Below are 21,646 nucleotides of genomic sequence, written 5' to 3'. Positions count from 1 at the left end.
TTACTTCGAAGAATATTTCCCTTACTATTTTTATGAATAGTTTGAATATTACACTAAAACATAGAAGGGGAGTAAAGGTGATGCATAGAAAGGGAGTGCCTTATAAGGTATTAACGACTGCCTTGGCGGCTGCTATGTTGTTCGGCTCAACTGGATCGGCAGAAGGATTAGAGGAGAATTCGATTCCGGCTCCAAGTGTTGAGGACATTGTAAACCAGGGACAGAAAATTTTTATGGACATGCAAAACCAGATGGCTGATGGAGCCGTGGACAAGTTTGGCTATAAAAATATGAAAGAAAATGGCTTGGCAAAACCTTATGAGCCAAATGAAAAGGTGCGCCTCATCGTTGAGGTGGAAGAGCCGGAAACAATCGAAAAATCGATGAAGACTAAAAAAGCCAAAATGAAACAAAAGCAGGACGAAGTGATTTCACAGCTTTCAAAGAAGAAATCTGTTAAAAAGGTCAAGCACCGTTTCTATGAAAGTTTTAACGGCTTCAGTATGGAAACAGAGTTTAAGAATGTGAAAGAAATACAGGAAACTCCTGGCGTTACAAACGTACATATAGCCAGAACGTTCCAGCCGTCCATGGGAACGAGCAAGGAATTAGTCCAGGCGCAAAAGGTCTGGGAGCAGCATGGTTATGAAGGAGAAGGGCTGCTTGTCGCCATTGTTGACTCTGGATTGGACTATACACATCAGGATATGACTTTGACTGAAAAAGGAAAAGAAAAGCAGAAGTGGACGGAACCCGGGATTCAAGGGAAGCTCGCTGAAACGGCTGTTAATGAAGGGTGGTACAGCGACAAGGTACCGACTGGCTATGACTGGGCCGATGAAGATAGTGATGTCATTCCCCGCGGTAAATATGGAAGTCCGCACGGCATGCACGTAGCGGGAACTGTCGGTGCCAACGGTGATGAGGAAAACGACGGAGTAAAAGGTGTGGCACCAGGTGTCCAGCTTTTAGCGGAAAAAGTCTTCTCTGATAATGGAGGGGGCGCTTACGAAGATGACATTATTGCCGGAATTGAGCACGCAGTCACAATGGGGGCTGACGTCATCAACATGAGCCTTGGATCGGATGCAGGTTTTGTTGGGGAAGAAAATGACCCGATTCAAAAATCGATCCGCGAGGCAACAGAGCAAGGGACACTTGTGGTTGTAGCGGGAGGAAACTCAGCATACAGCACAAAGAATAACATTTTAGAAGCATCAGCCCAGCCGTATGCGGAGAATCCGGATATCGGCACTGTCGGCGAACCGTCGGTAAGTCCATTTGCCCTATCTGTCGCATCCTATGAAAATACGAATATCCATATGAACAGGCTGGCTTCTGAGGATGGTTTAGAGCTCCCATACCAGGATCAAGTACAAGTGAATCTAAAGCTTTCAAGCGTATTATCAAAGGAAGAAAGCTATGAAATGGTCTTTGTGGGAGAGGGAAGAACAGCTGATTTTAAAGGGAAAGATGTGGCGGGGAAAATTGTGGTTGCAAAGCCGCATCAGCCCTATGCAACATACTCCTATATTCAAAGTGAAGCAAAAAGGAATGGTGCTAAAGCTGTCATTTTGGTACCACCTGCCACGATGGGGGATTTCCCGTACCTGTTATTCAGTTACTTGCTGACTCCAGCGGCAACAACAAGCAAAGCAGCAGGTGATGCATTAATCGAAAAGCTAACAAGCGGGCAGACTGTGAAAATGTCCATGTCAAAAGGAACTTGGGTTGAGAACCCGGACAAGCAAACGATATCGGATTTTTCTTCCTATGGAACGCCTCATACATTAGACTTTAAACCGGAGCTGTCTGCGCCTGGCGGCAACATTTACTCAACTGTTCCCGGTAATGATTACGAAGTCATGAGTGGTACATCGATGGCGACACCGCATGTTGCGGGCGGTTCAGCTCTGCTGATGCAAGCTTTATATGAAAAAGGATTATCTCAGTCAAAGGAGACCGCCTTAAAAGCTAAGCTTGCCTTGATGAATACCTCAAAGATCATACGGGATCCACGTACCAACGATGAAGTACCGTACTCACCTCGTGTTCAGGGATCCGGTTTGATGCAAATCAATCATGCCGTTAAAACACCAGTGATTGTGACGAACAAGAACGCTCCACTAGAGCAGGCAGGTGCTGTTGCGCTAAAAGAGATCAATCATCATAAAGCGCACTTCAAGCTGAATGTCGAAGCATTACAAAACCTCGATGTAAAAGATTTGGAATATAAAGTTTACGTCGATGTTTTAACGGATGCTACAGAGAAAAAGGAATTTGACCTCGACAACGATGGCACAGTTGATACGAAAGAATATTTAACCCTGACAAGTACACGTATTGATGGTGCTGTTGCATCGGTGAACGGTGATAACGTAACTCATGCAAAAGGAAAGACACTCAAAATTAAGCCAGGTCAAAATAAGAGTCTGGACGTCGAGATTTCATTGCCGGACAGCTTCAAGGAAGGAACATTTGTCGAGGGGTATGTCCGTCTTGAGCCAGTGGGTCAAAACAGTGAATCTGCCGTTCCATTGACTGTCCCTTACATGGGCTATCATGGAGAATGGGATAAGCCGCAAAACCTTGACCCAGCTGCATGGGAAAAGGATGCGTTCTTAGGGTATACGGTGCTTTGGAATGATGAAGGAGCACGATTCCCGATGGGATATGATCCGTACACAGGTACGTTCAATATGGACCGCATTGTCATTTCGCCAAATGCGATTTTGCCTGGCGTGTATCCTACCTTTACGGCACTCCGCAACTTGAAGAAAACAGAAATGTTCGTGGAGAATCAGCAAGGAGACATGATTCAGTATTTGGGAGACTTCAGTGAATACACAGGAAAGCCGTGGAAATTTCGCAAAAATGTGATGGCATTCCGTGACTATATGAATGGCGGATATTTATGGGATGTTAAGGATCAAAACGGACAATTTGTTGAGGATGGCACCTATAATTATGTCATCAAGACAACAATGGATTACGAAAATGCCGAGCCGCAGGAAGTTACACTGCCGGTTCACGTCGATTCGGTTGCCCCGGTCGTCACCGACATCCAGGTGCAGCCAAAGGATGGCCAATATGAAATCTCCTTCAAAGCTGAAGATAACGAAGGAGGCAGCGGCTATAATGGTGCGATCATCTGGTATAACGGAACATACAAGTCTTTAAAGCCAGGTGAAACAACAACATTGGTAAAAGAAGAACCAAAGAGCGTGGTCGTGCTCGGTGTTGACTATGCATTTAATCAAGGCTATACAGTTTGGGGAGACCGTTCCTATATTAAAGAAGGAATGCTTGTCAGCTATTTTAGCGTATACCCAAATAAAAATGTGAATGCAAACACCCCTGCCGGAATTAATGCATTTGCCAACAACCGCGTGGACTGGAAAATCTACGTGAAAGATGAAGCTGGTAAGATAGTTGACACGTTTGATGTAGAAAACGAGTATGAAATCCACCTAAAGTGGACACCAGAGGATCATCATCCAAACGGCACTTACACAATCCATGCCGATGTTGTAAACAAGCAAGGATTCAGAGTCACAACAAGTGCGAAAACAGTAACAGTTTTGCATGATAACAATTGATATTTATTGGATTCAAACAAAGGTCCTCTATCGAGGACCTTTGTTTGTTGAAGCATAGTTTGGTAACGAAGAAAATAAGAAATGGGAATGTAAAAAACGAACCTGACAAAAGAGCTGTTTATTGCAGCTCTTTTTTCTTTTCGGTCGTACGTAGAGCCCTCTTTTTCTAGTCTGTGAACATTGTATTTTTTGCCCCCTACTGTATAATGAATTCCGTATGACATTGTATTTATTTACCTATTTATCAGGATAAAGACTGGATATAAAGGAGGTTCGAAATGAATAACTCTACGATTATTCAATTCAATAATGTAACGAAGCAATATGACAATGACCCGCCTGTTTTGGACAATGTGAGTTTTGAGATTGAGCGCGGGAAGTTCTATACACTCTTGGGCCCTTCTGGTTGTGGGAAGACGACGATTCTTCGTTTGATTGCCGGTTTTACGGAGGCGACGTCTGGGGATATTTTTTTCAATGGAAAAAGAATCAATGACCTGCCTGCGAACAAACGCCAGGTTAATACGGTTTTCCAGGATTACGCACTGTTTCCTCATTTAAATGTGTTCGAGAATGTGGCGTTCGGCCTGCGCATCAAGAAGATGAAGAATGCTGACATTGAGGCGAAGGTTAAAGAGGCTTTGCAGTTTGTGAATCTTTCAGGCTATGAAACTCGTGAAATCCGTGAGATGTCAGGCGGCCAGCGCCAACGTGTCGCGATTGCACGGGCGATTGTCAACGAGCCGGAGGTCATCTTACTGGATGAGCCTTTGTCGGCGCTTGACCTGAAGCTGCGTACGGAGATGCAGTATGAGCTTCGCGAGCTGCAGCAGCGTCTTGGCATCACGTTCATTTTTGTCACGCATGACCAGGAGGAAGCCCTCGCGATGTCGGATGAGATTTTCGTCATCAACCAGGGGAAAATCATGCAGAGCGGCAGTCCGACGGATATTTACGATGAGCCGATCAACCGATTTGTCGCTGATTTCATCGGCGAATCAAACATCGTCAAAGGCACGATGATTGAAGACAATCTTGTTGAGTTCACTGGCAAGCGCTTTGAGTGTGTCGACAGGGGCTTCAATCCGAATGAGCCGGTTGAAATCGTCATCCGTCCTGAGGACCTTGAAATCACGACGACCCAGAACGGCAAGCTTCAGGTAAAAGTGGATTCCCAGCTGTTCCGCGGCGTGCATTATGAGCTGAGCTGCTATGACACTGAAGGCAATGAATGGCTAGTCCATTCCACGAAAAAGGCGGCAGTTGGCGACCAGATCGGGCTTTATTTTGATCCGGAGGCGATCCACGTCATGCGTCTTGGTGAAACGGAAGAGGAGTTCGATGCGCGCCTGGAAGCATATGAGGATGGAGAAGTGAAATGAACACGAGACTGACACGTTCATGGTACACACTGCCTTATACGCTCTGGATGGTTTTCTTCGTCATCGCGCCGATTGTGCTCGTTGTCTACTATTCATTCCTGGACATCAACGGCCAATTTTCGCTGGCAAACTACCAGAAGTTCTTCACTCCGGTCTATTTGACGATGACCTTAAGCTCGTTCTGGTATGCATTTTTGATTACCTTTTTTTCATTCCTGGTTGCTTACCCAACCGCCTATCTTTTAACGAAGACGAGACATAAACAGCTCTGGCTGCTCTTGATCATCGTCCCTTCGTGGATCAATCTTTTGTTAAAAGCATACGCCTTCCTTGGAATTTTTGGGACATATGGCGTCAGCAATCAATTATTGGAAGCAATCGGGATTGGCACACAGCAAATCCTGTTCACCGATTTCAGCTTTATTTTCGTATCGGTCTATATTTTTATCCCATTCATGATTTTGCCGATTTTCAATTCGCTGAATGAATTGAACCCGACCTTGATTGATGCGGCAAATGATTTGGGTGCATCAAAGTGGACCACCTTCACAAGGGTTATTTTTCCGCTGACGATTGAAGGGGTGAAGTCAGGGATTCAGGTCACGTTCATTCCGGCATTGTCTCTGTTCATGCTGACGCGGCTGATTGCAGGAAACCGGGTCATCACGCTCGGCACGGCAATCGAGCAGCATTTCCTCGTGACGCAGGACTGGGGAATGGGTTCGACCATCGCGGTTTTCTTGATCATCATCATGTTTGCCATCATGGCAATCACAGGTACTAGAAAGAGAGGTGTGTAGGATGGAGAGAAAAACGTCTAAGCTAGCGAATGTATTCTTAATGATTGTTTTCTTCATTTTATATGCGCCGATCTTTTTCCTGATTTTTTATTCGTTCAATAGCGGTGGAACGATGTACAATTTCGAGAGCTTCACGCTTGATTGGTATAAGGAGTTATTTTCAGATGTGCGCCTGCTGATCATCGTGCTGAATACGCTGGTTGTCGCGTTGTTGTCCGCGCTGATTGCAACTATGATCGGAGTGATGGGGGCGCTGGCAATCCATGCGGTAAAAAAACGGTCAGTACGGAATTCGCTGTTGTCTTTGAACAATGTGCTGATTGTCAGTCCAGACGTCATTATCGGGGCATCGTTCCTGATTCTGTTCACGATTTCCGGCTACAAGCTCGGATTCTATTCCGTTTTGCTCTCTCATATTGCTTTTAGCGTACCGATCGTCGTCCTGATGGTGCTGCCGAAGCTGTCGGAAATGAGCTCATCGCTAGTCGATGCGGCGAGAGACCTGGGAGCAAGCAGCTGGGATGTATTGACGAAGGTCATCCTGCCGTTCATCTCACCAGGCATCATGGCGGGCTTTTTCATGGCCCTGACTTACTCATTGGATGATTTTGCGGTGACATTCTTTGTGACGGGAAATGGATTCAGCACGCTGTCAGTCGAGATTTACTCACTGGCACGTCGTGGCGTTTCATTGAATATTAACGCGTTATCGGCATTGTTATTCTTATTCACGATCATCCTTGTCGTGGTCTACTACTTCATCACGCAGCGCCAAAAGCTAACCGCAGTGGGGGTGAAGAAATGAAGCAATTAGTGCGCGTGTTCATCGTCATTTCCCTTGTTTCAGCGATGCTGCTGGTGGCGATTTCGAAGTTGAATGATACCCAGGGATACTCAGGCGACAATACTTTGACGATCTATAACTGGGGCGATTACATCGATCCCGATCTCGTCAAACGGTTTGAGAAAGAAACAGGAATCAGCGTCGTGTACGAAACATTCGATTCGAACGAAGCGATGATGACGAAGGTGAAGCAGGGCGGAACATCGTATGATATCGCCGTTCCTTCTGAATATATGATTGAAAAAATGAGGGAAGAGGACCTGCTGATCCCGATTGATCATTCGAAACTGTCGAATTTGAAAAACATTGACGAACGCTTCATGGATTTACCATTCGATCCGGAAAATAAGTATTCGATCCCTTATTTCTGGGGAACGGTTGGGATTGTTTATAACCCTGAATTATTGGACGGGAAGGAATTCAGCAGCTGGAATGATCTCTGGGATCCTGAGCTGAAAAATGAAATCCTGTTAGTCGACGGTGCCCGTGAAGTCATGGGAATGGGCCTGAACAGCCTCGGCTATTCCCTGAATGATACAAACAAAGCTCACCTGCGCCAGGCAAAGGAGAAGCTCGATACCCTGACACCGAACATCAAAGCGATCGTCGGCGATGAGATCAAAATCCTCCTCGCCAATGAAGAAGCACCAATCGGGCTTGTCTGGTCCGGGGATGCTGCTGACATCATGTCAGAGAACGAAAACCTTGACTATGTCGTCCCGGAAGAAGGCTCGAATCTTTGGTTTGACAACATGGTCATCCCAAAGACAGCCAAGAATATCGAGGGAGCACACCAGTTCATCAACTTCATGCTTGATGCAGAAGTGGCCGCACTCAATACAGAATGGGTCAGCTACTCCACGCCAAACAAAGCAGCTCTGGAATTCATGCCAGAAGAGATGGTAACAGATGAAAGATTCTATCCATCAGCAGAGCTGACAGAGAAACTCGAGGTTTATGAGAATCTGGGGCAGGCAAATTTGGCTTATTATAATGAACTCTTTTTGGAGTTTAAGATGCATAGGAAGTAATGAAGGAGCCCTGACGTTGTGTTGGGGCTTCTTTTTGCAAACAGAAACATGGGGACGGTTCTTGTGTTTTTGAATTGCTAGAAATTGTAATTTTATGAAACAGTAGAACCGTCCCTCTGTTTACTAAGTACATTCCATAAAAAAGTGCATAGGATATTTTTAGGAACTGTGAAGGGGTTGAGCAAAAATGTATTATGTACCGTATGGGTATTCAAATCCATACCCTTATTATGTCAATGGACCGATGTATTATAACAATGGAAGACAGTATGTTCAGTGGACTTATCCTAATGCCTTGCAGCAAGCGAATGGTTTTCATTCTTACCGCTATCCTAACAGTAATGGGGCTATTGCTTTAAAGGATTATGGTCCAAACCCGTATGTCGTTAATATCAATGAAGCAACACAGCAAAACAACACGTTCCGCACTGCTTTATGGACAGGAACTCATTTACAGGTAACGTTGATGAGTATCGATGTTGGCGATAGTATCGGCTTAGAAATGCATCCTGAGGTTGATCAATTTTTACGGGTTGAACAAGGCCAGGGAATTGTCCAAATGGGCAAGAGTCAAGATAACCTGACCTTTCAAAGCAGTGTCTTTGATGATTTTGCCATCATGATTCCTGCAGGGACATGGCATAACGTTACCAATACAGGCCAAACGCCGTTGAAGCTTTACTCTATCTATGCCCCGCCTAACCATCCATTTGGTACTGTTCATGTGACAAAAGCAGATGCAGAGGCTGCGGAAGAAGGCAGAGAGCAGGGCACAGTTGATTTTGGAAGGACACCGGACGAATGGGTAAAATACACCGAATTCCTGGTGGAGGAAGGACTGGAGGATGTGAAAAGAGGCATAAACGCTACACACATCCTTCAAGAGTTTATACTAATGGGCGTTCTTGTAGGCAAAGGTTATACCCCTGAAAAAGCATATGAGACTGTTGAAGAATGGGAGCGAACAGGAGAATCGAAACTTCTGCAGGCAAGCAAAAATATGTAGGTAGCAGGAAGCATGGGAACGAATCTTATGCTTCCATTTTTTCTTTTAGCTGAGCTGAAAAAAGTAGCAACACTTAGTTTTCATTACTGCTGAATATCTGTACATAATAAGAAAGGATTTCCCTGAATGGGGGTCTTTTTTAACACACGGGGACGGTTCTTGTGTTTCACCGATTGCTATTCATGAAACGGGAGAACCGTCCCTCTGTTTCGGGGGGCTTAATGTAATGGGTGAGACGAAAGAGGAGCTTAAACAGCAGCTGAGTGTACTGACGGCTCGCAGGGAACGGATGCAAAAGAATCTTTACGAGGTCGAGAAGGAAATATCGGAAATCACCAATAAGCTTGCTAAGTTAAAATGACGACGAAAGGAGCACGGGTATGATCCCTGTGCTCCTAGTTTATGCTGGTGGCATTTTGTGTAAATGGAATTGACATCATACTATTATAGGGGTAACTTAGATTCATAATTAGGCCTTATTTGCTGAATTATATGAGTGTTGGAACCATTATTGATAAATTGATGGTCTTTTTGTATGCAGTTTGAGGATCGGGCATCTTCAAAAAATCCGAAGTAGTAAAGAAGGGATATTTCTTGGCGAAAATTTTAAAAAGGAACCGCTTAAAGCCTTCGCAAATTCTGGTTTTATTCTATATAGTTGCTGTATTGATTTCAGCCGGTCTCCTTAGTCTGCCTATTGCTCTGAAGCCTGGCGTGAGCTGGACGTTTGTGGATGTTTTGTTTACGGCTGTGAGCGCAGTGAGTGTAACAGGTCTAGGCGTTGTTTCGACGCCGGATACGTTTAGTACGGAGGGCATTTTTATCTTGATGTTCATCCTTCAGTTTGGCGGCATTGGGATCATGACGCTTGGTACGTTTTTTTGGTTGTTATTGAGAAGAAGAATTGGACTCAAAGACCGACAGTTGATTATGACCGATCAGAACCAATCTCAAATGTCGGGTCTGGTCAAACTTATGAGGCAAATATTGGTCATCATTGTGTTGATCGAGGCAGTTGGGGCACTTATTTTAGGTACTTATTTTCTTGGCTATTTTCCAACATGGCAGGAAGCCTATTTGCAAGGGATGTTTGCTGCTGTTAGTGCGACGACGAATGCAGGGTTTGATATCACAGGAAGTTCCATGATTCCTTTTGCGAATGATTACTTTGTTCAAACCGTGAATATCGTTTTATTAACATTAGGAGCGATTGGATTTCCGGTGTTGGTGGAAACGAAGGATTTCATATTGAATCGTAAAAAAAAGAATCGAACTCATTTTTCATTATATACAAAGCTGACTACCGTAACCTTCTTCTCGCTTATGTTATTCGGTACAGTCATCATCCTGCTATTTGAATACAATCACTTTTTTAAAGGCTTGAGCTGGCATGAATCCTTTTTTTATGCCTTGTTTCAATCCTCCTCAACAAGAAACGGGGGACTGGCAACAATGAATGTCAGTGATTTTTCTGACCCAACCTTGTTGGCTCTCTGCTTTTTGATGTTTATTGGAGCTTCACCCAGTTCTGTGGGCGGCGGAATCAGGACAACCACATTTGCCGTGATTATCCTGCTGATCGTCAATTTTGCAAAAGGCCATAATGCCATCAAGATTTTCGGACGTGAGTTGCATGAGGAAGATGTCCGAAAATCCGTTGTGGTTAGCTTTCTAGCGATGATACTCTGTTTTATAGCGGTCGTGATCATGAATGCAACAGAAACCTTCACGATGATGGAAATCTTATTCGAAGTAAGCTCCGCATTCGGGACGACGGGTTTATCCATGGGAATCACCCCTGAACTAAGCACCGCAGGGAAGTATGTCATCATTGCACTGATGTTTATAGGAAGGATTGGAATCCTGTCCTTTATCTTCTTGTTCAACAGAGGAAAATTAGAGCCGAAATGCCATTACCCTAAAGAGAGATTGATTGTGGGGTAAACGCAGGGACGGTTCTCGTGTTTGAAACAGAGGGACGGTTCTCGTGTTTTTGTAAAAATAACAGAACCGTCCCCGTGTATTCAAGGAGGAAGCATCAATGGTAGATGTTTTAACAGAAATAGAAATAAAGCGGCCGGTTGCGGAAGTTTCTAATTATGCGATGAACCCTGATCATGCTCCTGAATGGTATGTGAATATTCATTCCGCAGAGTGGAAGACGGCCAAACCAATCACGATCGGTTCACAAATTGCTTTTAAAGCGAAGTTCCTCGGGCGAGAACTTGCTTATATATATGAAATCAAGGAATTTGAACCAAGAAAGAAGCTCGTTATGAGAACGGCTCAAGGTCCATTTCCAATGGAGACGACCTATACATTTCAATCATTAGGCGAGAACCTCACACGCATGACCCTACGAAACGCAGGCAACCCAACAGGATTCTCCAGGGTATTCTCTCCGTTTATGGCAACGATGATGAGAAAAGCAAACATGAAGGATCTGAAGAAGATCAAGAGCATACTGGAAGGATAAAGAAAAACAGGGGGAAAACACGGGGAAAACACGGGGACGGTTCTACTGTTTCAATGATGGTGCAAAAGCCAGCAAAACGCGGGGACGGTTCTTCTGTTTCAATAATGGTGCAAAAACCAAATCTTGAAACACAAGAACCGTCCCTCTGAAAAGTTATAACGAGCCAAATTTTGTCGCAGATAATGCCCCTGCTTCGTTTGCAAACTTCGTATAATCAATTAGTTGAGCTTCAGTTTCAGGAATCCCTTTGTCATGAAAACAGGATAGCAGGGCTGCCATAAACGCGTCGCCGGCGCCTGTTGTATCGACCGCCTCAACTGTAATTCCTGGAACATGCACGATGCTATTTTTGTGAATGGCACATGCTCCGTCTTTTCCTTTTGTGATAAAAAGGAAGGGAATTTCCATTTTCGCGATTTGCTCCAATCCTTTTTCGAGGGTTGCTGCTTCTGTTAAAAACAGCAATTCATCTTCAGCCATTTTTACGATATCGGCCTTTTTTACATAGGATAAAATCGTTTCCCTGCACTGGCTTTCGCTTTCCCATCGTTTCTGCCTGATATTTGTATCAAACGCTATTTGCATCTGCTCTTCTTTGGCGTACTGGAGAGCCTGTTCGGTTGTTTTTCTGGCGGTGGGGTGAAAAAGCGTACCTGAGCCAAAGTAAAATATCTTGCTATTCAAAAACGGCTGTTTATCCAGTTCCTCCGCGGTGATCCACTCATCAGGAGTTTTGTTTATGTAAGAATGGAAATAGCGTTCCCCAGACTGATTTAAGTGGATATAAACCGAACAGATTTTTTTATTTTGATGATAAGAGGAAAAGGATAGATCAATCTGTTCGTTCAGTAATTTTTTCCCTACAAAATTACTTGTTTCGTCCGTTCCCAATTTGCATAAATAATAGGAGGGAATGCCGTGCCTCCTGACTCCAACCGCTACATTAACCGTACACCACCTAATAATCGCTGATACCTTGTATTGGATGAATCTGTTGCAATAAAATCAACGATTGCTTCGCCTAGTGAAGTGATTCCTTGCTTTTTCAAGATTTGGCTCCTTTCAGTGCAGATACGTTATCATACCTATTTTACGAATAGTTTAACAGCTTTTTTCGGTGTTTGGGAAGTATGGGAAAAAACAGGGGGGAAAACAGGGGGACGGTTCTACTGTTTCAAGAAAGGTGCAAAAGCCGAATCGTGAAACACAAGAACCGTCCCTCTGTTAGTGGAACCGTCCCTCTGTTACGTGAGCCACTTTTAAAGCAATTGTATTTTTGATATGATGGTATCAATCATATATGAAACGGAGGTTTTCCTTTTGACAGCGTCAATGAGACTGCGCCACTCGATTTTCATTCGTTAATTTAATACGCATGAAAAATTCTGCCTATGTTCAGAGTAACGGGATTGGTCTGTCTATTTTTAAGGAAAACGGTTATTCAAAAGAGGGGAGAGTCTACCCTCTTTTTTGTGTCTTTAAAAATAGCAACAGCATCATGCATATGAACGCAGGTGAAGCATATAAAAAACTAAAAGAAATGAGTTGTTAGTCCATGACTACTGTAAATGAAAATCTCAAGGAGAATTGGTTAAAGAACATTATCCTGTTTTTAAGCAGCCAGACGATCTCTCTGTTTGGGTCGTCCCTGGTTCAATACGCGATTATGTGGTATATCACCTTAAAGACGGAATCTGGTTTGATGATGACCCTGTATATCATCTGCGGTTTTATTCCAACATTCCTATTGTCACCTGTGGCAGGTGTTTGGGCGGATCGCTACAATCGTAAAATGCTGATCATTTTAGCGGATGCTCTCATTGCCTTTGCGACTTTAATTTTGGCGATCCTCTTTTTCATGGGATATGACCCGATTTGGCTGCTCTTTGTAATGGCGGCGATTCGTGCACTTGGAACAGGGATACAAACGCCAGCAGTCGGAGCTATCTTGCCACAAATTGTTCCTAAGGATAAGCTGACGAAGGTGAATGGGGCAAATGGAAGTATTCAAGCCGTCATAATGTTTGTATCCCCGATGGTCAGTGCAGCATTACTGGCAATGGCATCGATTGAAATCATCTTTTTTATCGATGTCATTACGGCAGCGATTGCGATTATTACATTGTTAGCCTTTCTAAAAATCTCTGTACATGAGAAGGCAGCAGAAAACCAAACAACGAGCTACTTCAGCGATTTTAAACAAGGCATACAATACGTCAATAGCCAAGGGTTTCTGAAACGATTCTTTCTATTCTTTGCTGTGTTCTTAGTGCTGATGGCACCAGCAGCGTTCTTGACGCCATTGCAGGTGACTCGCAGCTTTGCCGGGGATGTGTGGGAACTGACCGCTATCGAGATTGCCTTTTCGATCGGCATGATGGCAGGTGGAGGGATCATCGCTTCATGGGGTGGATTCAGAAATAAAATCACCACTATGACACTAGCAAGTCTGATAATGGGAATCTGTACGCTTGCGCTCGGAATCGTTCCGAACTTTTGGGTCTACTTAGGTTTCATGGCGTTGTTCGGAGTTGCCATGCCGATTTTTAACACACCGACCACGGTTTTATTGCAGGAGAAAATCGAAGAGAATTATTTAGGCAGAGTCTTTGGAGTAATGGGGATGATTTCAACCTCGATGATGCCTCTGGGGATGCTGATCTTCGGCCCAGTCGCAGATTTCATCAAAATCGAATGGATGCTAATCGGAACTGGCGTTTTGATACTAGTGCTTGCCGTATTATTAGGCCGGGACAACGTTTTATTAGAAGCGGGAGAACCTGAGGTGAAGGAAGCAGGAACCGTCTAGTTGTGAAAACAGGGGGACGGTTCTACTGTTTCAAGAATGGTGCAAAAGCCATATCGTGAAACACAAGAACCGTCCCCATGTTTTGCCCATGTTTTGTGTTTGTTTTATAAAAAAGCAGCGAAGTCTCTAAGGCTTCGCTGCATCCGTGATCAAGAGGCTTGTTCTTTGTCCTCTAGAGAATATATAAGAGAATTTTCTACGCTTAGCATGCTTTTTCGCAGATCTTTCTTGTCATTGAGGATAATGACACAAGTATCCTCGAATTCTCCGAGTCCATTCATATATTTTTCATATAAGGCTTCTTCGGCTTCGTCGAGGTCGGTACTTTTCGGAAGTGTCAGGTCAAGACCAAGTACATACTGTTTCCGCTCAGGAATCGATGTGAGTTGTTTTCGTACAAGATAAGCTTTTGTAATTTCTCTGTACTGTGCAAGTTGATTCTTCCCGGCCAGGATTTCTTCGCTTCCTTTGTCATGAGTCGTAAAGTGGTCCGTCGGCTGGATGAAATCGCACTCTTCATTGGAAGCTTCTACGATTTCTTCCCACTTTTCCAGTTCCTCTCTGGTTTTTTCAAATAACTCGCTTTGTTCCGTCTCATAGTAGTATCCGCATAATAGATCAAGTCCTGGCAAACGCAGTTCCCATTCATAGGACATCGCAAGGTTGATCAATTGAATTCCTTTGTCCGCAGTGTCCTTGGATTCCATATAATGCTCACCCAAAGTCATTAATGCCCCTGCGGTTCTTTGGTCGTGATGATACTTTTCTGCAATTTCCTCATACATCGGAATCGCTGCTTCTAAACTATTGAATTCCGCTGTCAAAAATGCTTTTTCAAGCAATTCTTCAAGGCTGCTAACTTGTTTGTTTGATAATTCTTCGAACCGTTGCTTTGAATCATTGAATTCTTCTATTTCTTCTTTCCAGCTATCCTGATTGTAGTCCACCCACATATTATTGAAATCACTTATGATTCGACCTGGGTATGCGAAGTAATAGTCAAGCGCAGATTCTTGTTGTCTTTCCGGTAATTCGGCTTCTGCCCCCAGAGCAGAAAGTCTGTCCTTTAAACAAGGATGGGTATCCGTCATATAGCTTTCCTCTTCCAGCTGTTCACGGAAATATTGGCTTGCTTTTTGATCATTAAGTGACCGTAACTTCTCGGCAAAGTTCGAATAAGGCTGAGGAACGCTGTTGGTCTTGGCACATTCTTCAAACAACTCGCTGTAAAAATCACGGTAAAAATATGGTGCGGCCACAGAGGTAACAGCTAATGCTTCACCCATTGCCTGCGGAGATGTTACTGTGGCTGCCGAACGGTCGGCATCGTATTCTTCCTGCCTCGCCATGGCGAATGTATAGGCGTCAAACCTTGGATAAAACCATTGGAAGAATTTCCTGAAGATGAAGGTGCCGAATTGTTCATTTTCCTCCAATGAATGCAATAAACGGCCCCAGCTCATTCTCAGACGATAGATCTTCGCACCAAGGGCAGTGTCAGAATTAGAGATATGAGCAAGTTCATGGGCAAGAACAGCCGTGAATTGCTGCTGTGAAAGTGCCGTCAAAAGCGGGATCCCAATCACAAGGACATTCCGCTTTTTTCCGAACATTCCATATGCTGAAATTTGAGCGACCGAGGCATTGAATTCACTATCAAGAACAATCGCATCTATTTGTGGTGTGTTCAATTTAAGGCGCAATGTTTCAATCATCTCGAATAACTTGGGAGCATCCTCCCTTTGCAGATAATATCCTTCAGGCATTTCCATCTTCACGATTAGGGCTTTGATAATGAAGAATGACAAGGTTCCCGTCAAGAGCAGAACTTTCACATTTCCAAAGGTGAAATTCCCATCAGCAATCATGGCTATCGAAATCGCCATTAAAAATAAAAACAAAGACAAAAATAATGCAACATAACCAAAACCAAGTCCAGTAAGCATGATGACCTTGAATCTGTACAGCTTCGGGTTGGCAGATGCCTGCTTCTCCAGCCTGTTCACCAGCGTTTCAAACTCTTGAACTGTCATTCTCATTCCCCTTTAATAAGTTGTCGATAGTATTATACCAAGCAGGAAGTTCTTGCTAAAAGATGTTTTTTATTGGAAAAAACAGAAAACAGAGGGACGGTTCTACTGTTTCAAAGAAAACAGGGGGACGGTTCTACTGTTTAAAGAATGATGCAAAAGCCAAAACGTGAAACACAAGAACCGTCCCTCTGATACCTCTGATACAAGCAGTTTAATATTGTTTCCTCTTAAGGTGAGTTATACTTAATTTGTCATAGTCTTCTATCTTCTTCTTCATTTCTTCTTCTCTCTCTATCCTGCCTCTATCGGTCAGGTATAAGCCTTACCACCAAATCCATCGTTATGATTAATGCTGCTTGTCTCCTATTAATTCATCCAATTTTATTACTCCCAAACATTATTTTTATCCAAAACACTAGAAAGGCGGTCATCTAAATGCCGCGAAAACCCCGAATGAAAAGCAAGAACGGGATTTATCATGTTATGTTGAGAGGTGCGAACCGGCAGGGAATTTTTCACGATGATACAGACAATTTGAAGTTTCTTGAAATTTTTAAGAGATACAAAGAGAAATCGGGCATGAATGTGTATGCTTGGTGTTTGATGAACAACCATGTCCATCTTCTGGTGAGGGAGGTTGATGAGGAATTATCGGTCACCATGAAGCGAATCGGTGTGAGCTATGCTTCCTACTATAATCTGAAATATAAGACGACTGGCCACCTGTTCCAGGATCGTTTTCGAAGTGAAAATGTGGAGACCAGAAGTTATTTTCTGACTGTGATCAGGTATATCCATCAGAATCCGGTGAAGGCGGGAATAGTCGGGCGTGTTTCTGGGTGGAGGTGGAGCAGTTGTGCCGCGTATTATGGGCAAAATGATTACCCTGGTGGCCTACTCGATCAAAAGAAGGTTCTTCAGATTATGGCTGTGGACCCGGACGAAGCCAGAGACAAGTTTAAGGAATTCAATGAGCAAGTGAATAATGATGAATGCATGGACGAAGGAGCGAAAAGAAGGAGACTGACCGACGACGAGGCAAGAGAGGAGATTCGCAGTGTGCTAGGAAGGGTAGATATTGCTCATGTTAAAAGCTTGCCGAAGTCGGAAAGAGATGACATCCTGAGGAAGATAAAAATAATAGACGCACTTTCCCTCCGACAAGCAGCAAGAATCCTCGGTGTTCCTATTAGTCTAATCAGGAAATCTTGGCTTTAAAAAACATGGGGACGGTTCTTCTGTTTCGTGGATGGTGCAAAAGGCTATTCATGAAACGGAAGAACCGTCCCTGTGTGTGCCTCTGTGTGTATGAAACACAAGAACCGTCCCTCTGTTATCCCTCTGTTATCCAACAAGCGGTCTGTCCTGTAAATAGAGCTCCAGGTCCTGACTGTTTCCTTTTACAATATCTTCTGCAATGATTTTCGCCAGCATATGGCTGTATACGGTGCCGTTGTCGCCGAATGCCAGGAGGAAATAGCTGTTCGGATATTCGTCATACATGCCGATGATTGGAAGGCCGTCTGCTGTTCCTCCGTAAAAAGCGGTTAAGGAATACTCCGATTCAATCTTGATCTTCGGGAACATCTTGTGAAACTCATCGACCAGCTTATCTCGCTTATGAATTAGTTTGCTGTCCCGGTCTTCAGGATACGGAGTATTGTCATCGAGACCGCCGATGATGATACGGTGATCGGCTGTTGTCCTCAAATATAAATATGGTCTGGCGGTTTCCCATAGAAGCGTGCGGTTGTACCAGGAGGATAGGTCGTTAACAGGCTTTGAAGTGACGGTATAGGTACTGACGAAAGAAACAAGCTTCTCCTTTTTCAAGTCGATTCCCTCATAGCCGGCAGCAAAAATAACACGGCCTGCTGAGATGGAGTGGCCGCCTTTAGTGGAAATGATCATCCGTTTCGTTTGTGGATCATAATGATGGCCATTCATCTCGGTATCTTCGAATATCTGGAGTCCTTTGCTTGCCGCGTAGTCCATTAAAGCATGTGTAAACTTGAAAGGGTTCAGCTCGCCATCACCGTAGGAATAGATGGCCGCATCCCTGCTGAAAGGATATTTCTCCTCAATCTCTTCTTTCTGAAGAAAATTGACTTTCATGCCCTGCTGCTTTAAAAATTCGTATTCTTTTTTCAGAGCTTCGACGTCCTCACTGCAGCTTGCTGAATAAAGCGAATCCCTCCGGCAAAATTCACAGTTGAGATCCACCGCCATGGATGCTGCTTCGATTTCATTGATGGCTTCCTTCAGCAGTTGTAAATGCCTTGAAATATACTCTTTTCCAAACGTGTTGACCAGGTTCGTGAACATCTTTTCCCCGGAATACTGAATGAGCGCAGTATTCGAACTAGTGCTGCCGCTGCCAATCTTCCCCTTCTCAATGACCGCCACTTTTAATCCAGAGTCCGCAAGATAATAGGCACATTGCGAAGCCGAACTGCCCCCTCCAACAATCAGGACATCACACTCAAGATTCCCCTCTAACTTTGGATAAGAGGGAGGAGAAGGAAAAGTCGCAGGCCAATAATATGTACCAGACATTAAATTCATGTGTTTTCACCTACTCATAAAAAGGATAGGTTTATTATGTACCTGGTGGAGAATGGCATTCATGAAACATAGGGACGGTTCTTCTGTTTCATGAATGAAACGCAAGAACCGTCCCTGTGTTTTCAAAAAGAAAAAGCTGGGGATAAGCCCCAGCTTCGATTTTAGCTATAAACATTCAGTATCCACGGTATGAATCAGTTTTTTTAATAATTCAACCGAGTGGTCCAGGGTGAGGGAATAATACCGCTGCGTGCCCTTTTGTTCGATTCCCACCAATTTGTGTTCACGTAGAATTTTTAAGTGATGGGAGATAGCTGGCCTTGATAAGGTAGAATGCTCAGTTATTTCGTTGACGCTCAAGCGTTCATGTTCAGCTAATAATAAGATGATATCTTGTCTTGCAGGGTCACTTAATGCCGTGAAAAGCGGTATGCATGAACGGAAAACATCAATTGCTTTTTCCCCCATTGAATGTGCTCCTTTGTTGATTTATTATTCTTAATTAAATCGCAGTTAAGCATCTTTCGCAACATATTTGGCAATTTTTGCTGCAAGGCTTCTAGGAAGGAATTTTGCAGCATACGCTCCAACTTTATTTGCACTTCCGGTAATGACGACTCGTTTTCCTTCCATTAAAGCCTTATAGCCTTGTTTTGCAACTTGTTGAGAAGACATTGCCCCGCTGAACATCTTTGTTTTTTCTACATTCGCTACAGAAGCAAAATTGGTCTTTGTAGCGCCAGGGCATAGAGTCGTGACTGTCACATTGGTACCTGCCAACTCTTCTGCCAAAGCTTCAGAAAAGGATAACACATAGGCTTTTGTCGCATAGTATACGGCCATCATCGGCCCTGGCTGGAATGCAGCGGTACTGGCCACATTGAGGATTCTTGATCTAGTAGAATTTCCCTTCAGCTCAGGCAGAAAATGATAAGTCAATTCAGTAAGAGCGATAATGTTCAATCCAATCATTTCAGACTGCTTCTCAATGTCGAGGTCTTCAAATTGGCCCAACAGTCCAAATCCGGCATTATTCACAAGAGTATCAATCTTGATTCCCGCTGCTTTTACGTCCTCGTATACTTCCTGAGCTGACCCAGGCTGGCTTAGATCCTTAGTGATCACGATAACCTTTAAGTGAGGGTATCGATCTCTGATCTCCTCCATTTTAGTCTTATTTCGTGCAACCAGCACCAAATCATATCCATCTTCTGCAAACATTCCTGCAAATTCATATCCTAAACCGCTAGATGCTCCAGTGATTAAAGCAGTTTTATTCATTTTCAATCCTCCTGATTTTTAGGTTTATAAGTTTAAGTGTTTAAACATTTAAACATATAATAATCTTTTCTTTATTAATCTGCAAGCCTTTTTATTATTGGTGAACTACTAAATTTGCTACCCAATAGTTTTTGAAAAATATTGTTCAATTCTTTCCCAAAGCCAAGTATACGAAGGTCGCGCCATCAGGATTCCATATCAGGTGCACGGGGAACGAGCCGAGCCGGGCGGCCATAGTATAAACATGAAAAATGGCGGCCTGCCTGGAGGGGGAAAACAATATGATGCGCAATGGGATGTATCCACAGGGAGCACAAAGTGGCCCAATGAACGTAGTGGTCGTTGAGCCGTTTGTGTATTCAGCTCTTTATAGTCTTATTGGAAAAAGAGTAGTCCTTGATACTACACGAGGTTCAGTCAGCGGAGTGGTCAAGGATGCCAAGCCTGATCATGTGGTGATACAGGAGCATGATTCCACATTTTTTGTAAGGATACGAGAAATCGTTTGGATTATGCCAGAGTCGTGAAAATGGCACAAAGGGACGGTTCTAGTGTTTCAGAATAGCGGGGAGGTTTTTGTGAAACAGCAGAACCGTCCCTCTGTTTCTTTTTAAAGGACATACACAACATTAAAGAAATAAACGCACTCGAAACCATTCTCAACGACCAGATTCCAGAAGAATAGTATGAAAGAGTCTTTGGCAATTTAACATTCATACATATTAGAATTTTTGGTACAATAAACACAGTGAAATGAATGGCAGTAATATGTTTTCATCCAAGCCCATAAAGATGACATTTTTTGGGCAGCAGAACAATTTCTGTTGATTTATCACTAAATATATTAAAATCACATAACATTTCCCTTACAACTTCCCTTTTTATAGCAGGAATGTGTTAGTATGACGGACATGTTGAGTGAAAGGGGAGTTTATTATGATGAAACGCATTTTAACAGGTATTTTCTTATTGAGCATAGCCGTTCTTGTGCTTGGCGCATGCAGTAAAGATAGCTCGAAAGGAAATACTGAGAAAGAAAATAAAGAAGATTTGGTTGCAACCGTCAATGGGGAAGGCATTTCGAAGCAGAAATATAAGAAAGAGCTGGATGCCATGAAAGCATCTTACGAACAGCAGGGTATGCCGGCAGATCAGATGGATAGCAAAATGAAAAAGGAACTAGAAAAGTCCGTTCTGGATCAAATGATCAATGCGGAGCTTCTTCTCCAGACAGCTGAGAAGGACGGCATCTCCATTGAACAAAAAGAAGTGGATGCCGAGCTTGAAAAGATCAAGTCCAACTTCGAAAATGAAAAAAAGTTTGAAGAAGCACTGAAAAAGAATAAATTGACCGAGAATGAGCTTAAGGGCCAGCTGAAAAAGCAAATGACGGTCTCGAAATATTTGGACAGCAAGGTTGGCAAGGTAGAAGCAAGCGAACAAGAAATAGTAGCCTTGTATGATCAGTATAAAAAGCAGGCCGAAAGCCAAAAGCAAAAGCCGGAAGAACTTGAAAAAATTAAACCACAGCTCGAGCAGCAAGTTCTCTCGCAAAAAGAGGATGAAAAAATCAGCAAGCTGGTTGAAGAGCTCCGAAAAGAAAATGAAGATAAGATTAAAATCATTGAGGCATAGGATAGGTTTTACTTCGGATAATTTAAAAGCGTAAGACCCAAGCCCACTGAAAAAATTCCTAATCGCACTACTGCTGGACCAGGGGATAGACATTAGTCTATCCTCTTTTTTATGATTTCTAAAGTATTGATTGTTTACACTACGAAGAGATTCAATTCGGGTATTAGCATGACAATCTTTCAGTG

At 43.5% G+C, this 21,646-nt stretch carries 18 protein-coding genes; 13 read left to right on the top strand and 5 right to left on the bottom strand.

Annotation, left to right across the window (positions count from 1 at the left end):
• The first annotated feature begins 80 nt into the window (after positions 1-80).
• The 9 genes from ACXAEA_RS21485 (at position 81) to ACXAEA_RS21445 (ending at position 11,138) form a co-directional block, all read left to right on the top strand.
• Positions 81-3,599 carry a S8 family serine peptidase gene (locus tag ACXAEA_RS21485; RefSeq protein ID WP_475098187.1) on the top strand — a complete coding sequence of 1,173 codons (3,519 nt, stop codon included), beginning with the start codon at positions 81-83 and terminating at the stop codon, positions 3,597-3,599.
• Between the two features lie 278 nt (positions 3,600-3,877).
• A complete protein-coding gene (locus tag ACXAEA_RS21480) occupies positions 3,878-4,981 on the top strand; it encodes an ABC transporter ATP-binding protein (RefSeq protein ID WP_475097878.1) in 1,104 nt (367 codons plus the stop codon).
• Positions 4,978-5,781 (top strand): ABC transporter permease, encoded by an 804-nt coding sequence (locus ACXAEA_RS21475; protein WP_475097877.1) that lies wholly within the window; start codon positions 4,978-4,980, stop codon positions 5,779-5,781. Before ACXAEA_RS21480 ends, ACXAEA_RS21475 begins: the two co-directional genes overlap by 4 nt.
• A gap of 1 nt (position 5,782) precedes the next feature.
• A complete protein-coding gene (locus ACXAEA_RS21470; protein ID WP_475097876.1) occupies positions 5,783-6,586 on the top strand; it encodes an ABC transporter permease in 804 nt (267 codons plus the stop codon).
• Positions 6,583-7,656, top strand: a complete 1,074-nt coding sequence (locus ACXAEA_RS21465; RefSeq protein ID WP_475097875.1) for an ABC transporter substrate-binding protein — start codon at positions 6,583-6,585, stop codon at positions 7,654-7,656. The genes ACXAEA_RS21470 and ACXAEA_RS21465 overlap by 4 nt, the downstream gene beginning before the upstream one ends.
• Positions 7,657-7,843: 187 nt before the next feature.
• A complete protein-coding gene (locus ACXAEA_RS21460; protein WP_475097874.1) occupies positions 7,844-8,662 on the top strand; it encodes a cupin domain-containing protein in 819 nt (272 codons plus the stop codon).
• Positions 8,663-8,888: 226 nt separating this feature from the next.
• Complete coding sequence (locus tag ACXAEA_RS21455; protein WP_475097873.1) at positions 8,889-9,023, top strand: hypothetical protein; 135 nt, start codon at positions 8,889-8,891, stop codon at positions 9,021-9,023.
• Between the two features lie 233 nt (positions 9,024-9,256).
• A complete protein-coding gene (locus tag ACXAEA_RS21450; protein WP_475097872.1) occupies positions 9,257-10,606 on the top strand; it encodes a TrkH family potassium uptake protein in 1,350 nt (449 codons plus the stop codon).
• Between the two features lie 97 nt (positions 10,607-10,703).
• Positions 10,704-11,138 (top strand): SRPBCC family protein, encoded by a 435-nt coding sequence (locus ACXAEA_RS21445; protein WP_475097871.1) that lies wholly within the window; start codon positions 10,704-10,706, stop codon positions 11,136-11,138.
• A gap of 153 nt (positions 11,139-11,291) precedes the next feature.
• On the opposite strand, the gene ACXAEA_RS21440 is transcribed toward ACXAEA_RS21445, so the two are convergent.
• Positions 11,292-12,029, bottom strand: a complete 738-nt coding sequence (locus tag ACXAEA_RS21440; protein ID WP_475097870.1) for a carbohydrate kinase family protein — start codon at positions 12,027-12,029, stop codon at positions 11,292-11,294.
• Between the two features lie 664 nt (positions 12,030-12,693).
• Between ACXAEA_RS21440 and ACXAEA_RS21435 the strand changes: the two genes are divergently transcribed.
• Positions 12,694-13,947 (top strand): MFS transporter, encoded by a 1,254-nt coding sequence (locus tag ACXAEA_RS21435; RefSeq protein ID WP_475097869.1) that lies wholly within the window; start codon positions 12,694-12,696, stop codon positions 13,945-13,947.
• A gap of 149 nt (positions 13,948-14,096) precedes the next feature.
• Here the strand turns inward: ACXAEA_RS21435 and ACXAEA_RS21430 are convergent, their stop codons facing one another.
• Complete coding sequence (locus ACXAEA_RS21430; protein ID WP_475097868.1) at positions 14,097-15,980, bottom strand: M48 family metallopeptidase; 1,884 nt, start codon at positions 15,978-15,980, stop codon at positions 14,097-14,099.
• A gap of 435 nt (positions 15,981-16,415) precedes the next feature.
• Between ACXAEA_RS21430 and ACXAEA_RS21425 the strand changes: the two genes are divergently transcribed.
• Entirely contained in the window at positions 16,416-17,198 is a 783-nt protein-coding gene (locus tag ACXAEA_RS21425) for an REP-associated tyrosine transposase (protein ID WP_475097867.1), read from the top strand.
• A 126-nt stretch (positions 17,199-17,324) separates the two neighbouring features.
• Here the strand turns inward: ACXAEA_RS21425 and ACXAEA_RS21420 are convergent, their stop codons facing one another.
• The 3 genes from ACXAEA_RS21420 to ACXAEA_RS21410 all read right to left on the bottom strand — a co-directional run bounded on the left by ACXAEA_RS21420 (position 17,325) and on the right by ACXAEA_RS21410 (position 19,826).
• Entirely contained in the window at positions 17,325-18,545 is a 1,221-nt protein-coding gene (locus ACXAEA_RS21420) for an NAD(P)/FAD-dependent oxidoreductase (protein WP_475097866.1), read from the bottom strand.
• Positions 18,546-18,710: 165 nt separating this feature from the next.
• Positions 18,711-19,013 (bottom strand): ArsR/SmtB family transcription factor, encoded by a 303-nt coding sequence (locus tag ACXAEA_RS21415; RefSeq protein ID WP_475097865.1) that lies wholly within the window; start codon positions 19,011-19,013, stop codon positions 18,711-18,713.
• Positions 19,014-19,058: 45 nt separating this feature from the next.
• Positions 19,059-19,826 (bottom strand): SDR family NAD(P)-dependent oxidoreductase, encoded by a 768-nt coding sequence (locus ACXAEA_RS21410; protein WP_475097864.1) that lies wholly within the window; start codon positions 19,824-19,826, stop codon positions 19,059-19,061.
• A 281-nt stretch (positions 19,827-20,107) separates the two neighbouring features.
• Here ACXAEA_RS21410 and ACXAEA_RS21405 point away from each other — a divergent pair, with 281 nt between their 5' ends.
• Together ACXAEA_RS21405 and ACXAEA_RS21400 are read left to right on the top strand one after the other, a co-directional pair.
• Positions 20,108-20,353 (top strand): YuzF family protein, encoded by a 246-nt coding sequence (locus ACXAEA_RS21405; protein ID WP_475097863.1) that lies wholly within the window; start codon positions 20,108-20,110, stop codon positions 20,351-20,353.
• Between the two features lie 409 nt (positions 20,354-20,762).
• Positions 20,763-21,461: a SurA N-terminal domain-containing protein gene (locus ACXAEA_RS21400; RefSeq protein ID WP_475097862.1), complete on the top strand. Its 699-nt coding sequence runs from the start codon at positions 20,763-20,765 to the stop codon at positions 21,459-21,461.
• The last annotated feature ends 185 nt before the right edge of the window (positions 21,462-21,646 follow it).

This window comes from Mesobacillus sp. ABV4_180 (genome assembly GCF_056158485.1).
The sequence above is the reverse complement of the archived record's forward strand: the minus strand, read 5'-3'. Positions and strand labels throughout refer to the sequence as shown.

Bases quoted from the DNA above. Each gene is read 5' to 3' on its own strand.
- ACXAEA_RS21475 (WP_475097877.1), top strand. From the start codon at position 4,978: ATGAACACGAGACTGACACGTTCATGGTACACACTGCCTTATACGCTC.
- ACXAEA_RS21430 (WP_475097868.1), bottom strand. From the start codon at position 15,980: ATGACAGTTCAAGAGTTTGAAACGCTGGTGAACAGGCTGGAGAAGCAG.
- ACXAEA_RS21410 (WP_475097864.1), bottom strand. From the start codon at position 19,826: ATGAATAAAACTGCTTTAATCACTGGAGCATCTAGCGGTTTAGGATAT.
- ACXAEA_RS21480 (WP_475097878.1), top strand. From the start codon at position 3,878: ATGAATAACTCTACGATTATTCAATTCAATAATGTAACGAAGCAATAT.
- ACXAEA_RS21420 (WP_475097866.1), bottom strand. From the start codon at position 18,545: ATGAATTTAATGTCTGGTACATATTATTGGCCTGCGACTTTTCCTTCT.
- ACXAEA_RS21425 (WP_475097867.1), top strand. From the start codon at position 16,416: ATGCCGCGAAAACCCCGAATGAAAAGCAAGAACGGGATTTATCATGTT.
- ACXAEA_RS21405 (WP_475097863.1), top strand. From the start codon at position 20,108: ATGATGCGCAATGGGATGTATCCACAGGGAGCACAAAGTGGCCCAATG.
- ACXAEA_RS21400 (WP_475097862.1), top strand. From the start codon at position 20,763: ATGATGAAACGCATTTTAACAGGTATTTTCTTATTGAGCATAGCCGTT.
- ACXAEA_RS21415 (WP_475097865.1), bottom strand. From the start codon at position 19,013: ATGGGGGAAAAAGCAATTGATGTTTTCCGTTCATGCATACCGCTTTTC.
- ACXAEA_RS21460 (WP_475097874.1), top strand. From the start codon at position 7,844: ATGTATTATGTACCGTATGGGTATTCAAATCCATACCCTTATTATGTC.
- ACXAEA_RS21470 (WP_475097876.1), top strand. From the start codon at position 5,783: ATGGAGAGAAAAACGTCTAAGCTAGCGAATGTATTCTTAATGATTGTT.
- ACXAEA_RS21465 (WP_475097875.1), top strand. From the start codon at position 6,583: ATGAAGCAATTAGTGCGCGTGTTCATCGTCATTTCCCTTGTTTCAGCG.
- ACXAEA_RS21445 (WP_475097871.1), top strand. From the start codon at position 10,704: ATGGTAGATGTTTTAACAGAAATAGAAATAAAGCGGCCGGTTGCGGAA.
- ACXAEA_RS21455 (WP_475097873.1), top strand. From the start codon at position 8,889: ATGGGTGAGACGAAAGAGGAGCTTAAACAGCAGCTGAGTGTACTGACG.
- ACXAEA_RS21435 (WP_475097869.1), top strand. From the start codon at position 12,694: ATGACTACTGTAAATGAAAATCTCAAGGAGAATTGGTTAAAGAACATT.
- ACXAEA_RS21485 (WP_475098187.1), top strand. From the start codon at position 81: ATGCATAGAAAGGGAGTGCCTTATAAGGTATTAACGACTGCCTTGGCG.